General features: G+C 71.8%; 11 protein-coding genes. 6 read left to right on the top strand and 5 right to left on the bottom strand.

The annotated features are described in order from the left end of the window. The first annotated feature begins 151 nt into the window (after window positions 1-151). Complete coding sequence (locus ASC99_RS27020) at window positions 152-820, top strand: winged helix-turn-helix transcriptional regulator (RefSeq protein WP_057236824.1); 669 nt, start codon at window positions 152-154, stop codon at window positions 818-820. A 15-nt stretch (window positions 821-835) separates the two neighbouring features. On the opposite strand, the gene ASC99_RS27015 is transcribed toward ASC99_RS27020, so the two are convergent. Then, window positions 836-2077: an extracellular solute-binding protein gene (locus ASC99_RS27015; protein WP_057236822.1), complete on the bottom strand. Its 1242-nt coding sequence runs from the start codon at window positions 2075-2077 to the stop codon at window positions 836-838. A gap of 259 nt (window positions 2078-2336) precedes the next feature. Here ASC99_RS27015 and ASC99_RS27010 point away from each other — a divergent pair, with 259 nt between their 5' ends. Next, window positions 2337-4334, top strand: coding sequence for an alpha-galactosidase (locus tag ASC99_RS27010; protein ID WP_057236820.1), 1998 nt, complete (start codon window positions 2337-2339; stop codon window positions 4332-4334). A 3-nt stretch (window positions 4335-4337) separates the two neighbouring features. On the opposite strand, the gene ASC99_RS27005 is transcribed toward ASC99_RS27010, so the two are convergent. After that, a complete protein-coding gene (locus tag ASC99_RS27005; protein ID WP_057236818.1) occupies window positions 4338-5123 on the bottom strand; it encodes a DeoR/GlpR family DNA-binding transcription regulator in 786 nt (261 codons plus the stop codon). Between the two features lie 102 nt (window positions 5124-5225). Further along, complete coding sequence (locus ASC99_RS27000; RefSeq protein ID WP_057236816.1) at window positions 5226-5858, bottom strand: TetR/AcrR family transcriptional regulator; 633 nt, start codon at window positions 5856-5858, stop codon at window positions 5226-5228. A gap of 188 nt (window positions 5859-6046) precedes the next feature. On the opposite strand from ASC99_RS27000, the gene ASC99_RS26995 reads away from it, so the two are divergent. From ASC99_RS26995 to ASC99_RS26985, 3 genes are all read left to right on the top strand, one after another. Continuing rightward, on the top strand, window positions 6047-7243 hold the full coding sequence (locus ASC99_RS26995) for a family 1 glycosylhydrolase (RefSeq protein ID WP_057236814.1): 1197 nt from the start codon (window positions 6047-6049) through the stop codon (window positions 7241-7243). A 128-nt stretch (window positions 7244-7371) separates the two neighbouring features. After that, complete coding sequence (locus tag ASC99_RS26990) at window positions 7372-8304, top strand: alpha/beta hydrolase (RefSeq protein ID WP_057236812.1); 933 nt, start codon at window positions 7372-7374, stop codon at window positions 8302-8304. 141 nt (window positions 8305-8445) lie between these two features. After that, window positions 8446-10395, top strand: coding sequence for an alkyl/aryl-sulfatase (locus tag ASC99_RS26985; protein ID WP_057236810.1), 1950 nt, complete (start codon window positions 8446-8448; stop codon window positions 10393-10395). Between the two features lie 7 nt (window positions 10396-10402). Here the strand turns inward: ASC99_RS26985 and ASC99_RS26980 are convergent, their stop codons facing one another. Both ASC99_RS26980 and ASC99_RS26975 read right to left on the bottom strand, forming a co-directional pair. After that, window positions 10403-10912: a hypothetical protein gene (locus ASC99_RS26980; protein ID WP_057236808.1), complete on the bottom strand. Its 510-nt coding sequence runs from the start codon at window positions 10910-10912 to the stop codon at window positions 10403-10405. 222 nt (window positions 10913-11134) lie between these two features. Continuing rightward, entirely contained in the window at window positions 11135-12154 is a 1020-nt protein-coding gene (locus ASC99_RS26975) for a patatin-like phospholipase family protein (protein WP_057236806.1), read from the bottom strand. Between the two features lie 296 nt (window positions 12155-12450). Between ASC99_RS26975 and ASC99_RS26970 the strand changes: the two genes are divergently transcribed. After that, window positions 12451-12930, top strand: coding sequence for an Rv3235 family protein (locus ASC99_RS26970; RefSeq protein WP_057236804.1), 480 nt, complete (start codon window positions 12451-12453; stop codon window positions 12928-12930). The last annotated feature ends 29 nt before the right edge of the window (window positions 12931-12959 follow it).

Raw genomic sequence — 12959 nt, 5'->3', positions numbered from 1 at the left:
CGTCGAGCGAGATGAAAGCGGTGCTGATCAGGGTGCGCATCTGCAGTTCCTCGATGTCTCGTAGCTGGTGTGATCACCACCATAGCCACCCTGCTTGCAAAAAACAACCAGCTGCTTCTGAATCGAAACCGCTCGGGTTAGACTTCCGGGCATGGCAACCAAACGGAGCTACAACGACGCGTGCGGAACGGGCCACGCCCTCGACCTCGTCGGCGAGCGCTGGGCACTCCTGGTGGTCCGCGAGCTACTGCTGGGCCCCAAGCGGTACGGCCAGCTGCGCACGGACCTGCCCGGCATCAGCACCAACGTCCTCGCCCAGCGCCTCACCGAACTGGAGGCCTCCGGCATCGTCCGCAAACACCGCCTCCCCGCCCCCACCGCCGCAGAGGCCTACGAACTCACCGACTGGGGCCTCGAACTCGAGCCCGTCGTACGAGCCCTGGGCCGCTGGGCCGTACGCTCCCCGGCCCACGACCGCACCGCCCACCTGAGCCCCACCTCATTCATCCTCTCCCTGCGCACCAACTTCGACCCCGACCTGGCCCGAGGCGTGCACGCGCGGTACGAGCTCCACCTCAACGACGAGGTCTTCCAGGTCCTCATCGCCGACGGCACCCTGCACGCCGCACGCGGCCACCAACAACAACCGGAAGCCGTCATCACCGCCCGGCCCTCCGCACTCGCCGGCGTCGTGTACGGCGGACGGCCACTGGCCGACGCGGTCGCGGCGGGGGACGTCCGGGTCGAGGGCGACCCCGGCTCCGTCGCGCGCCTGGCCGCCGTGCTCAGCCTTCCCCCGCTCGTCACCCCGGCCGGGTGACTCGACCGGCCCGGGTCACTGGCCGCTCTGTTCGGCGGTCCGTTGGAGGGCTTCGAGGGTCGCCTGCGGGTCGGTCACCGCGCCGCCGATCCGGGACTTGATCTGGGCGGAGACGGCCGGCCAGGTCGGGTCACTGAGCGGGTAGAAGCCGGCCGTGGGCAGCACCCGCAGGAACGGCTGCAGGTCGCTCGCCTCCGGGTCGGCCGAGAGCGCCGTGAGCGCGGACTGGGTGACCGGCAGCAGGTGGTACTCCTTCGCGAACCGCACCGTGTTCTCCGGGGCGTAGACGAAGTCGAGGAAGGTCCTGATCTGCTTCCGGTGGCCGCCCTTCTTGAAGGCCATCACCCAGTCACCGACCCCCAGGGTGGCGCTGGTGACACCGTCCTTGCTGGGCATGGTGGTCCAGCTGACGTCCATACCCTTCAGGTCGGCGAGCTGGCCGGGGAAGCCGTTCAGCATGCCGACCTTGCCCGCCGCGAACTCCTTGGCCAGGTCGGTGCGGTCGACGGAGGCCGGGTTGCGCTCGGTCAGGCCCGCGGTGACCCAGCTCTTCAGCTGGGTGAAGGTCTCGATGTTGGCCGGTGAGTCGATGGTGTAGCGCCCGCTGTAGTCCTGGTAGTCGCCGTGGTTCTCCAGCATCCAGATGAAGGACTCGGCCTGCGCCTCCTCCTTGCCCAGCGGGATGCCGAGCGGGATCTCCACCCCGGCCTTCTTCAGGGCGGTGGCCTGGGCGGTGACCTCGGCCCAGGTCTTCGGGGGCTTGGCCGGGTCCAGGCCCGCTCGACGGTAGAGGGTGTTGTTGATCAGGAACATCCGGGCACTGGAGACGAACGGGATGCCGTACTGGGTGCCGTTCTGCTCGCCGACCCGGACCATCCGGGGCAGGAAGTCGATCGCCGTCGGCCCTGACAGCACGTCAAAGGCCGGGTAGAGCAGGCCATCCCGGGCGAAGTCGGCGTAGCCGCCGGTCTGCAGCAGGTCCGGCTGGTCGCCGTTCCGCACCATCGTGCCGACCTGGGAGTCGAGGTCGTTCCAGCCGATCACCCGGAGGTCGACCCTGATCCCCGGGTGCTGCTGCTCGAAGGCGGAGATCACGTCCCGCCAGTACGCCTCGGACGGGTGCTGCCCGTTGGCCCCGTAGTCCGCGGCGACGAACCGGATGGTGGTGGCATCACCCGCCCCGGGGCCACCGCAGCTGGACAGGGTGAGCACGGCGCTCAGTGCGACGGCCGAGAGGGTGAGGGCACGCGGAGCCATCGGGAGTACCACCGTCCGTGAGGGTGACCAGGAGCATCCGAATCTGCTCGGACATGATTGAAGCCAGCAGATTAGAGCAGACGTGCGCAGCCGTCCTCGGGCGTTATCGAAGCGTTGCGCGGCAGGAGTGCAGCTGAAACGGCTGCGGCCAGGCGCTTGACGCTGCGAGCCCTCGGGCCCGAAGCTATGGCGCACGTGATTGAAGATGCGCGGTCATCGCAGGATTAGCGCAATATCAATCAGACTCGGAAGGACCCTCATGACCAAGCGCATCCTCCACCGGGCCGCGCCCCTTCTGCTCAGCGCCGTCCTGGCCACCGCCGGCCCCGCCCTGGTGGCACCGCCGGCCGCCGCCAACGACGGCGTGAGCCAGCCGGCCGCCAACTACTCCTCCGTCGCCTCGCCGGGCGGGCCGATCGCCGCCGCACCACCGATGGGCTTCAACAACTGGGCCCGTTCGGAGTGCCGTCCGCAGGCTCCGCTGGACGGCTCGCCCCAGCTCGACTACTCGTTCCAGCAGTACATGCAGGACAACGCCAAGGGCCTGTACGACGCGGGCCTGATCGGCGCGGGCTACCGGACCGTCACCGTCGACGACTGCTGGATGTACCGGAACAGCTCCGGCTACCTGCACGGCGCCCTCAACTGGGGCGCGCGGACCGAGGTCCGGGACGCCACCAAGCAGCCGGGCTTCGACCACGAGCTGACCGCGTACGGCGCCTACCTGCACAGCCTGGGCGCCAAGTTCGGCATCTACGAGACCTCCGGCACCCACACCTGTTCCACCTACACGCCGATTGCGCCCGCCCTGGCCAACGGCAGCGAGTACCACGAGCAGGCCGACGCCAACTCCTTCGTCGCCTGGGGCGTCGACGCGCTCAAGTACGACAACTGCGGGGCCGAGGAGCCGCTGCAGACCCTCGACACCCGGATGTCGAACGCGGTGAACACGGCCGTCACCAACGCCAACAACGCCGGGACGCCCCGGCCGAACGTGATGTTCAACATCTCCGCGCCCGCCGCGTACAACAACGGCGCGACCAAGTCCGCGGCGATGAACTGGGTGCGCGGCCTCGGCCAGCTCTGGCGGGTCGCCCCGGACATCTGGAACGACCGCGACAACGGCGTCACCGACCCGTGGAGCCAGCCGCTCGGCGTGCAGTCCTCGTACAACTTCGGCGCGTACCAGAGCTTCGACGCCACCGTGGACCTCAGCCGCTACCAGGGGCCGGGCAACTGGAACGACGCCGACATGCTCCTGATCGGCGACAACGGCATGACCACGGCCGAGGAGCGCAGCCAGATGTCGCTGTTCTCCGCGCTGGCCGCGCCGCTGGTGATCTCCACCGACGCCCGCAAGTTCTCCCCCTCGTACCTGGACTCGCACCCGGCCGAGGCCGGTCACCTCCGGGCCTCGCTGGACATCCTCGGCAACAGCGAGGTGATCGCGGTCGACCAGGACCCGCTCGGCGCCGGTGGCCAGCGCGTCTCGGGCGGCGCCGCCAACGCGGACGGGACCCCGGCCGCGACCAGCGGCCTGGACGTGGTCGTCAAGCCGCTGGCCGACGGCAGCCGCGCCGTGGTGGTGCTCAACAAGGGTGCGACCACCGCGAATTACACCCTCGACCTGAAGACGGCCGGCTTCAACCCGACCGGCGCGGGCTACACCGTGCGCGACCTCTGGGCGCACACCACCGGCACCTCGACCGGCACCGTCGCGCTCACCATCGGCGCGCACGACAGCGCAATGCTGCGGATCACCCCGCCGAGCGGCTCGACCACCACCCCGCGCGGCGAGATCACCGCCTCCCGCAACAACTGGAGCAAGGCGTCGCTCTGCCTGGACAACTACCAGTCCCGCACCAGCAACACGGCCGTCGACGTCTACCCCTGCTCCGGTGGCTCCAACCAGCAGTGGCAGCGCAACGACGACGGCTCGATCCTGCTCCTCCAGGCCGGGGCCTCGAACCTCTGCCTTACCGCGCAGAGCACCGTCACCGCCGGTGTGATCAACGGTCAGCAGGGCCAGTGGGTCGGCGTCGCCCCCTGCGGCTCCGCCCCGGGCTGGCAGACCTGGACCTACAACCGTGACGGCAACCTGAAGCTCGCCGGCACCACCAAGTGCCTCGACGTCTTCAACGGCGCCACCACCACGTCGGGCACCCCGATCAGCCTCTACAGCTGCGGTGCCGCCCCCGCCGCGATCCAGGCCAACCAGACCTGGGCCGCCCCGTTCCGTACTCCGCCCACCGCCTGACGCTCAAACACACAGCACATCGACACCGTGCCCGGCGAGCTGTTCCACCAGCTCGTCGGGCGCGTCCTTGTCGGTGACCAGCGTCGAGATCCCGCTCAGCGCGCAGACCTGCGCGAAGGCCCGCTTCCCGACCTTGGTGGAGTCGGCCACCGCGATCACCTTCTCGGCCCGCTCGACCATCGCCCGGTTCACCCCGGCCTCGCCCTCGTCATGGGCGGTGGCGCCGAACTTCGGGTCGATCCCGTTCACCCCGATGATCGCGTAGTCGAGCGCGAGCCCCTGAAGCACCGTCATGGCCAGTGGCCCGGTCAGCTCGTAGGAGCTGGGCCGGGCCACACCGCCGGTGACCACGGTCTTCACGTACGGCCGGACCGCCAGCTCGTGCGCGATGTTGATGGCGTTGGTGACGACGGTCAGTGCCACCCCCTGGCCGTGGCCGGCCAGATCGGCCCGCGCCGCCAGCTCCCGCGCCACCTCCGAGGTGGTGGTCCCGCCGTTCAGCCCGACCACGGCGCCCGGCGGAACGAGCGCGGCCGCCGCCCGGGCGATCCGCTGCTTCTCGTCCGCCTGACGCGCCGTCTTGTACCGCAGCGGCAGGTCGTAGGCCACCCCGCTCAGCACCGCTCCACCGCGCGTCCGGGTCAGCAGCTGCTGCCGGGCGAGCTCCTCCATGTCCCGGCGGACGGTGGCTGTGGACACCCCGAGCACCTCCGCGGCTTCGACGACCTCGATCCGTCCCTGCTCGCCGAGGATCTCCAGCAGCCGCGTCCACCGTTCGTGCGTGCTCATCACCACTCCTTGCATCCTGCGCAGAGGCCGAGCGTATCGCGCGTAGACAGCCGGTCAGGGCCGCCTGCTGACGCCCCCGACAGGCCCGCTGCGCTGTGGACCTCAGGCGTCTCTGCGCAGCCCGGCCCCGGCCAGGACGGCGATCAGCACATCACGCAGTCGGGTGATGTCGGCGGCCATGTCGATGGCCGGATTCAGCAGCCACTGGAGCTGGAGGCCGTCGGTGGCGGCCAGCAGTACCCTGGCCGCCCAGTCGGCATCCACCTCCGAGGGTTCGACCCCGGCGTTGTCCGAGGCCTCAGCCCCGTCCTCCGGGCGAGCCTCGGTGAACGCGCGCGCGACGCGCTCCCGCAGCATCCCGTACCGCTCGGTGAAGTACGGGTGCGCCGGGTGCCCCGGCTCCGCCGCGGCCGCCGACAGGTCCACGAACAGCTTCACCAGGCCGGGCGTCGCCGCGTTCTCCGCCAGCAGCTCGGTCCGCCAGAGTGCGGCCTCCTCGCCGTAGCGCTCGGCGGCGGCCGCGTCGCGGGCCTCCAGTACGGCGGTGAGCAGCGCCTCACGGCCACCGAAGTGGTGCAGGACACCGGCGTCCGTCAGCCCGACGCGCTCGGCGATGTCCCTGACCGAGACGCCCCTGCTGCCCGCCTCGGCATAGGCCGCCAGTGCGGCCTCGATGATCTGCTGCCGCTTCGCCGCGCTCTTCGCGTAGGGGCCCCGGGGGCCACGAGTGCTCATCCCGGCAATCTAGCCGGGCCTTCGAATCTTCAAAACATTGCATCTCAATGTTTTGGTGTTTACCTTTGACACCACCAGGAGAGACCCCACCCTCTCCGCCCTCGCCGCACCCAGCGCGGCCGCCGACGCACTCCGCATCCTCCCGATCCGTCGAGTCCGCCGGCCACACGTCACCGAAAGGCCCTGCCATGCTCGCCTGCGCAGAAGGCACCCTGTTCCCCGACGGATTCCTGTTCGGCACCTCAACGTCCGCCCACCAGACGGAGGGTGGCAACACCAACAGCGACTGGTGGCAGCTCGAACACCACACCGACCGGATCCCCGAGCCCAGCGGCGACGCCGCCGACAGCTACCACCGCTGGCCCGTCGACATGGACCTGCTCGCCGAACTCGGCTTCACCGACTACCGGTTCGGCATCGAGTGGGCCCGGATCGAACCCGAGCCCGGCCACTTCTCCCGCGCCGCCCTGGCCCACTACCGCCGGATGGTCGACGGCGCCCTGGAACGCGGCCTCCGCCCGATGGTCACCCTGCACCACTTCACCCTGCCGCGCTGGTTCGCCGAACGCGGCGGCTGGCGGGCACCGGACGCCGTCGAACGCTTCGCCCGCTACGTCGCGGCCACCGCACCGGTGATCGCCGACGGCGTACGGCACGTGTGCACCATCAACGAGCCCAACATCACCGCCGTCCTGGACGCCCTCACCGCCGCCGACGCCGAGCATCCGCCACCGCCCGGACTACCGCTCCCCGACCCCGAGTTGACCGCCGTCCTGATCAAGGCGCACCGGGCTGCCACCGCGGCGGTCCGGGCGGTCTCGCCAGGGATCCAGGTCGGCTGGTCGGTCACCAACCAGTGCTACCAAGCCGTCCCCGGCGCCGAGGAGGTGATGGCGGCCTACCGCCACCCCCGCGAGGACGTCTTCCTGGAGGCCGCCCGCGAGGACGACTGGGTCGGCGTCCAGGCGTACACCCGGACCCGGATCGGTCCCGGCGGCCCTCTCCCGGTCCGCGAGGGCGCCGAACTCACCCTCACTGGCTGGGAGTTCTACCCGGCGGCGCTCGGCGAGGCCGTCCGGCACACCGCCGAGGTGGTCGGCGACGTCCCCGTCATCGTCACCGAGAACGGCCTCGCCACCCGCGACGACAGCCGCCGGATCAGCTACACCGATCAGGCCCTCCGAGACCTCGCGGCGGCGCTCGCCGACGGCCTCGACATCCGTGGATACCTGCACCGGAGCGCACTCGACACCTACGAGTGGGGCTCGTACCGGCCGACCTTCGGGCTGATCGCCGTCGACCCGCGGAGCTTCCTGCGGGTGCCCAAGCCGTCGGCGCGCTGGCTCGGCCGGATCGCCCGCAGCGGCTTCCTGCCCGCGCCGTGACCGCACGGCAGCGGCCGTAACCGCACAGCGGGGGCAACCGGATGGGTTTCCCCGACACACCGCACCACCGTCCTGCCGTGCGGATGCCGTGCGCGCAATGATCCAGGCACCCAGGAGAGGACCTTGCCATGGCCGACCGACCGACCATCGACGCCGAAGCGCCGCTGCTCCCGCCCTCCTTCCTGCCGCCGCCCCCGGCCGTGACCGGCCCCGACGGCAGCCGCCGCATCGATGGTGCGACCTACGCCCGCACCATGGGCTACCGTCCCCGGCTGCTGGACCTCCACCTGCCGCCCGTCGAGGGCGGTGCCGTGCCCGTGGTCGTGTGGATCCACGGTGGCGGCTGGGCCGACGGCGACCGCCGCTACCCGCCGCCCACCCTGCCCGCCGAACTCCTCTTCGGTTCGCTCACCGAGGCCGGTATCGCCGTCGCCTCCATCGACTACCGCCACAGCCTCGAAGCGCCGTTCCCGGCCCAGCTCCACGACGTCCGCTCCGCGATCCGCTACGTCCGCCACTTTGCCGCCGAGCTCGGCATCGACCCCACCCGCCTCGCCCTGTGGGGCGAGTCGGCCGGCGCCCACCTCGCCCTGCTCGCGACCCTCGCCCCGGCCACGACACCGGACGGGCTCGACCTCGACGGCGCGGAGGGGGTCATCGACGGCGACAGCGGGAGCATCCGCGCGGTGGTCGACTGGTACGGACCCGCCGAACTCGTCTCGGCGGCCGCTGGCTTCCCCCCGGCTCTCGAGCTGCCCCCGGTCGGACACCCGGTCACCGCCCTGCTCGGCGCCGAGCCGGGCCAACGTCCCGATCTGTACCGCGCCGCCAGCCCCACCAGCTACGCCGGCCACCGGACACCGCCCGTCCTGATCATCCACGGCACCGCCGACCAGGTCGTCCCCTACAGCCAGAGCGAACTGCTCGCCGACCTCCTACGGCCGCACACCGACGTCGAGCTGATCACCGTGCCCGGGGCCGACCACATCTTCGTCGGCGCCGACATCGAGCCGCTGGTCGCCCGCAGCGTCGCCTTCCTCACCCGGCACCTGGCGGCCTGACCTCGCAATAGGACCGTTCACAGCCTCGCCCCGCCCGATGCAGGGAGCCTTCCCAAATCCGCTCCGCGCCATTGACCTGCACCGGGCCGGGCAGCAGGGTCGGCGTCACCACCCGGTCCCCCTCTTGCTGTGAGGTAGTCCATGAGCCCCCTCGACCGTCGCGGTTTCGTCGCCGCCACCGGTGCCGCAGCCGCGGCCCTCGCCCTGAACCCGCTGAGCGCGGCGGCGATCGGGCAGTCCGACGGCAGGGGCCCGACCGGCGGGGAGAGCGCGACCGACACCGGCGGGCTGCCGTACGACGACCGGGCCGACTTCGCCGACGCCGAGCGGGGCTTCGTCGCGGCGCTCACCCCGGGCGTGGTGAAGAACGCGGCGGGCCAGGTGGTCTGGGACAACGACGCGTACGCCTTCCTGGCCGGCCCGGCGCCGAAGACCGCCGACGCCAGCCTCTGGCGGCAGAGCCAACTCACCGCCAAACAGGGCCTGTTCAAGGTCACCGAGCAGATCTACCAGGTCCGCGGCCTCGACCTGTCGAACATGACGATCGTCGAGGGCGACACCGGCATCGTCGTGATCGACCCGCTGATCTCGGCCGAGACCGCGGCCGCCGCACTCGGCCTCTACCGGGCCCACCGGGGCGACCGGAAGGTCACCGGGCTGATCTACACCCACCCGCACGTGGACCACTTCGGCGGCTGCCGGGGCGTGCTGCCGAACGGCGCGGGCGGCGTACCGATCCTGGCCCCCGAGGGCTTCATGGAGCACGCAGTCTCGGAGAACGTCTACGCGGGCACCGCGATGACCCGGCGCGCCTCCTACATGTACGGCGCGCAGCTGCCCAAGAGCGCCGCCGCACAGATCGGCTGCGGCCTCGGGCAGAACGTCTCGCTCGGCACCATCGGCCTGATCCCGCCGACCAAGTACGTCACGCGGACCGGGCAGACCGAGACCCTGGACGGCGTCCGGATCGAGTTCCAGCTGACGCCCGGCACCGAGGCGCACGCCGAGATGAACTTCCTCTTCCCGGACCTGCGGGCCGTCTGCATGGCAGAGAACGCCACCCACACCATGCACAACATCATCACCCTGCGCGGCGCCCAGGTCCGGGACGCCCGGCAGTGGGCGCTCTACCTCGGCGAGTCGGCCGAACTGTTCCGGGGCAAGGTGGACGTGGCCTTCGCCTCGCACCACTGGCCGACCTGGGGCGGCGAGCAGATCACCACCCTGCTGGAGCACCAGCGCGACCTGTACGCGTACCTGCACGACCAGACCCTGCGGATGATCAACCAGGGCCTGACGGGCCGTGAGATCGCCGAGCAGATCCAACTGCCGCCCGCGCTCGACGCGGTCTGGGCCAACCGGGGCTACTACGGCTCGCTCAGCCACAACGTGAAGGGCATCTACCAGCGCTACCTGGGCTGGTTCGACGGCAACCCGGCACACCTCTGGGAGCACCCGCCGGTGGAGGAGTCCAAGCGGTACGTCCGGGCGATGGGGGGCCAGCGACCCGCGCTCGCCACCGCCCTGCGCTTCGTCCGCGACGGCGACCTGCGGTTCGCGGCCACCCTGCTCAACCACTGCGTCTTCGCCGACCCCACCGACCGCCGGGCCAAGGGCGAGCTCGCCAAGGTCTACGACACCCTCGGCCACGCCACCGAGAACGCGGTCTGGCGGAACTTCTACCTCACCGGCGCGATGGAGCTGCGCGACGGCGTGAAGCCCGCCACCGCCTCCACCACGGGTGCCGACATGCTGATGGCACTCAGCATCGAGCAGCTGATCGACTCGGTGGCGATCCGGGTGAACGGCCCCCGGGCCTGGGACCTCACCCTCACCATGGACTGGAACCTGCCCACCCTCGGCAAGGTCTGGCACCTGCGACTGGCCAACGGCGTGCTGACCTACCGCAGCAGCACCACCCCGGCCGCCGGCGTCGGCGTCAGCCTGACCCTGACCAAGCCTCAACTGCTCGGCCTGCTCGGCGGCAAGGGCCTGGACGGCGTCACCGTCACCGGCGACGCCACCCTGCTGACCAAGCTGCTGGGGGTGCTCGACAAGCCGGACCCGAACTTCGCGATCGTCACCCCCTGACCAAGCGTCAGGCCAGCAGCGCGGGGATCTCCTGGGTGGCGAACCAGAGCAGCTCGTGGTCCTCCGCGCCGTCCACGGTGAACTGCGCGTCGTCGTCGCCCTTGTCCGCCGCCTCGATCACCGCAGCCGCGGCGGCGATGTCCGCCACCACCTCGGCGTCCGCCACGTCCGCGTGCACCGCGGCCGCCTTCGCCAGCGGCAGCGGGCCCTTGAGCACCACCCGCCCCAACGAGGCCTGGTCCTGGTACTCGTCCCCGACGAACGCCCCGACCCCGGAGTCCGCGACCTCGACCGCCACCACCACCCGGCGGCGAGGCGCCTCCGGGTCGGCGGCGAGCAGCCGCAACGCCGCCTGCGCGGCCCGGTTCAGCGCCGCGTACTCCAGCTCCTCCAGGTCGTCGCTGACGTACCACTCGCGCAACGCGGGCGTCACCGCGTACGCCACCGCCTGATCCAACGCCCCGCCGGGGTACGCCGCCGCCAGTCCGGCCAAGGTCGTGGGCACGTACACACGCATCGGGAGCACTCCGGATTCTTCGGCTGACAGAACCTCAAACAATACGCTCAGGCAAGTACCACCAGGGGCTCGGGACGCTGCTGATGGGCGGCTCCGCCGCGGGGCGACGCCGGCCTCGTAACAGGTGATCCGTACGTAAATGGTCAGGCACTTTCGCAGTGACCCGAACGCCAGACCTCCTCGCCCCGCGGCGGAGCCGCAAGTCAGCAGAGCCCCGAGCCCCTAGACCGTAGAACCAGAGCTCCTGCCAAGCGCTTGCGCCACCGTGTGCAACGCCGTCTCCAGGGTCTCCCCCCGCCGGGCCGGGTCCATCATGTTCGGCCCCATCGCCGCCAGGTCCGCCAGCGTCGGCGCCAGCAGCTGCACCCGCATCCCCCCGGCCCGCAACTGCCGGGCCTCCCGCATCAACTGACGGGTCACCGCCCGCCGGTACCGGCTGACCAGCTGCACCAGCACCCCTCGCGGTCGGTCCCGCTGCCGCCACTCCCGCAGCGCGGCCAGCGTCCCGGGCTCCGCCCGCCGCCCGTCCGGCCAGGACGGCCGCAGGGCCATCGGCGCCAGCACGTACACCTCGTCCAGCCCCCGGCCCGCCATCAGGTCCGCGTTGGTGGCCGACCAGCAGCCCCCGTCCACGTACCGGCTGCCGCCCAGTTCGACCGGGGCGAACCAGCCGGGGATCGCGCAGGAGGCCATCACCGCCTGGTCGACCGCCGCCACCGGCGCGCCGGGGTCGCCGAAGGTCACCCGCCGCCCGGTCCGGTAGTCCACCGCCGCCACCCGCAGCCCGGACGCCCCGAGCCGGCCGTCGTCGCCGACCAGCCCGCGCACCAGCTCGCCCACCGGGGCCACCGAGCCCCGCCCGGTCGGCACCACCGCGGAGACCATGGTCAGAAAGGGGTACTCCCGCGGGTGCCGGACGACGTCCCGCAGCAGTCCGGGTGAGCCGATCCGCGGCCGGGGCCGGGGCGGCAGCGCCCCGCCCAGCACGGTGTCGTAGTCGAATTCGATGCCCGCCAGCGGGCCCGTGACGATCTCCAGGCCGCGCTGGTGGTCCCGCAGGTCGGCCGCCTGCACGCCGGTCGCCAGCAGAGCGCCCAGGATCGAACCGGCCGAGGTGCCGAGCACGATCTCGGCCGAGCCCGGCCGCCAGCCGGTCGCCTCCTCCACCGCGCAGAGCGCACCGATCGTCCAGGCGGCACCGAGCATCCCGCCCCCGCCGAGCACCAGTCCTCGCCGCACCATGCCCACCTCCGGTCCCGATCCTGCCGACCCCGATCCTGCCGTCCGCGCCCGCGACCACGGCTGCCGCCGCGCCCGCGCAGCACCCGAGAACGTCCCCCTTCGGGCCCTGCCGTACCCGTCACCCCGTCAGCCGGACGCACCGCCCCGGGCCGTACGGGTCCAGCCCCCGCACCGAACGTCACCCGGATAGGTGACACCACCGGCCGCCGCCGACACGATCCGACGCTTCGTTGCCCGGCCCCCGACCCACCGGTACCAAGGGACCCGACCGCATCCGCGAACGAAGGGCGCCCGCCGTGACCGTTCCCGCACCGCACGTCCGCGCCCTGGTCCACCCGGTCAGCCCGCAGCACCCGCACCGGCGCCGCACCGACCGGGTGCCCCGCCGTCCGCACCCGGTCGGCGAGCTGACCCCGCGTCACCCGCGCAGCGCCTGCTCACCGGTCAGGACGGGGCAGACCCAGCTGGCGGCACGGTTCGCCCACCGGCTGGTCGAGGTGCTCACCGGCCACCGTCCGGCCGGACAGCTCCAGCGGCACACCAGCCTGCCGGGCTACCAGCAGCTCACCGCCCTGGTGCGGACCGGACCGCTCCGCCCACGCGGCCGGCTGACCGCGCACCGCCTGGGCCGGGTCTACGACTCCGCGCCGACCGCCCGGGCCCTGGAGGTCTGCGTCCGGGTCGAGTTCGGCCCCCGGCACCACATGGTGGCCTTCCGGCTGGAGCGCCACCGCCGGACCGAGCAGTGGCAGTGCACCGCCGTGGAGGCCCGCTGAAACGCCGAGGGGCGCGGAGCCGAAGCCCC

Source organism: Kitasatospora sp. Root107, assembly GCF_001424875.1.
Taxonomy (GTDB): Bacteria; Actinomycetota; Actinomycetes; order Streptomycetales; family Streptomycetaceae; genus Kitasatospora.
The sequence above is the reverse complement of the archived record's forward strand: the minus strand, read 5'-3'. Positions and strand labels throughout refer to the sequence as shown.

Coding starts and splice junctions, on each gene's coding strand:
- ASC99_RS27015 (WP_057236822.1), bottom strand. CDS start 2,077: ATGGCTCCGCGTGCCCTCACCCTCTCGGCCGTCGCACTGAGCGCCGTG.
- ASC99_RS26990 (WP_057236812.1), top strand. CDS start 7,372: ATGGCCGACCGACCGACCATCGACGCCGAAGCGCCGCTGCTCCCGCCC.
- ASC99_RS26980 (WP_057236808.1), bottom strand. CDS start 10,912: ATGCGTGTGTACGTGCCCACGACCTTGGCCGGACTGGCGGCGGCGTAC.
- ASC99_RS26975 (WP_057236806.1), bottom strand. CDS start 12,154: ATGGTGCGGCGAGGACTGGTGCTCGGCGGGGGCGGGATGCTCGGTGCC.
- ASC99_RS27000 (WP_057236816.1), bottom strand. CDS start 5,858: ATGAGCACTCGTGGCCCCCGGGGCCCCTACGCGAAGAGCGCGGCGAAG.
- ASC99_RS27020 (WP_057236824.1), top strand. CDS start 152: ATGGCAACCAAACGGAGCTACAACGACGCGTGCGGAACGGGCCACGCC.
- ASC99_RS26995 (WP_057236814.1), top strand. CDS start 6,047: ATGCTCGCCTGCGCAGAAGGCACCCTGTTCCCCGACGGATTCCTGTTC.
- ASC99_RS27005 (WP_057236818.1), bottom strand. CDS start 5,123: ATGAGCACGCACGAACGGTGGACGCGGCTGCTGGAGATCCTCGGCGAG.
- ASC99_RS26985 (WP_057236810.1), top strand. CDS start 8,446: ATGAGCCCCCTCGACCGTCGCGGTTTCGTCGCCGCCACCGGTGCCGCA.
- ASC99_RS27010 (WP_057236820.1), top strand. CDS start 2,337: ATGACCAAGCGCATCCTCCACCGGGCCGCGCCCCTTCTGCTCAGCGCC.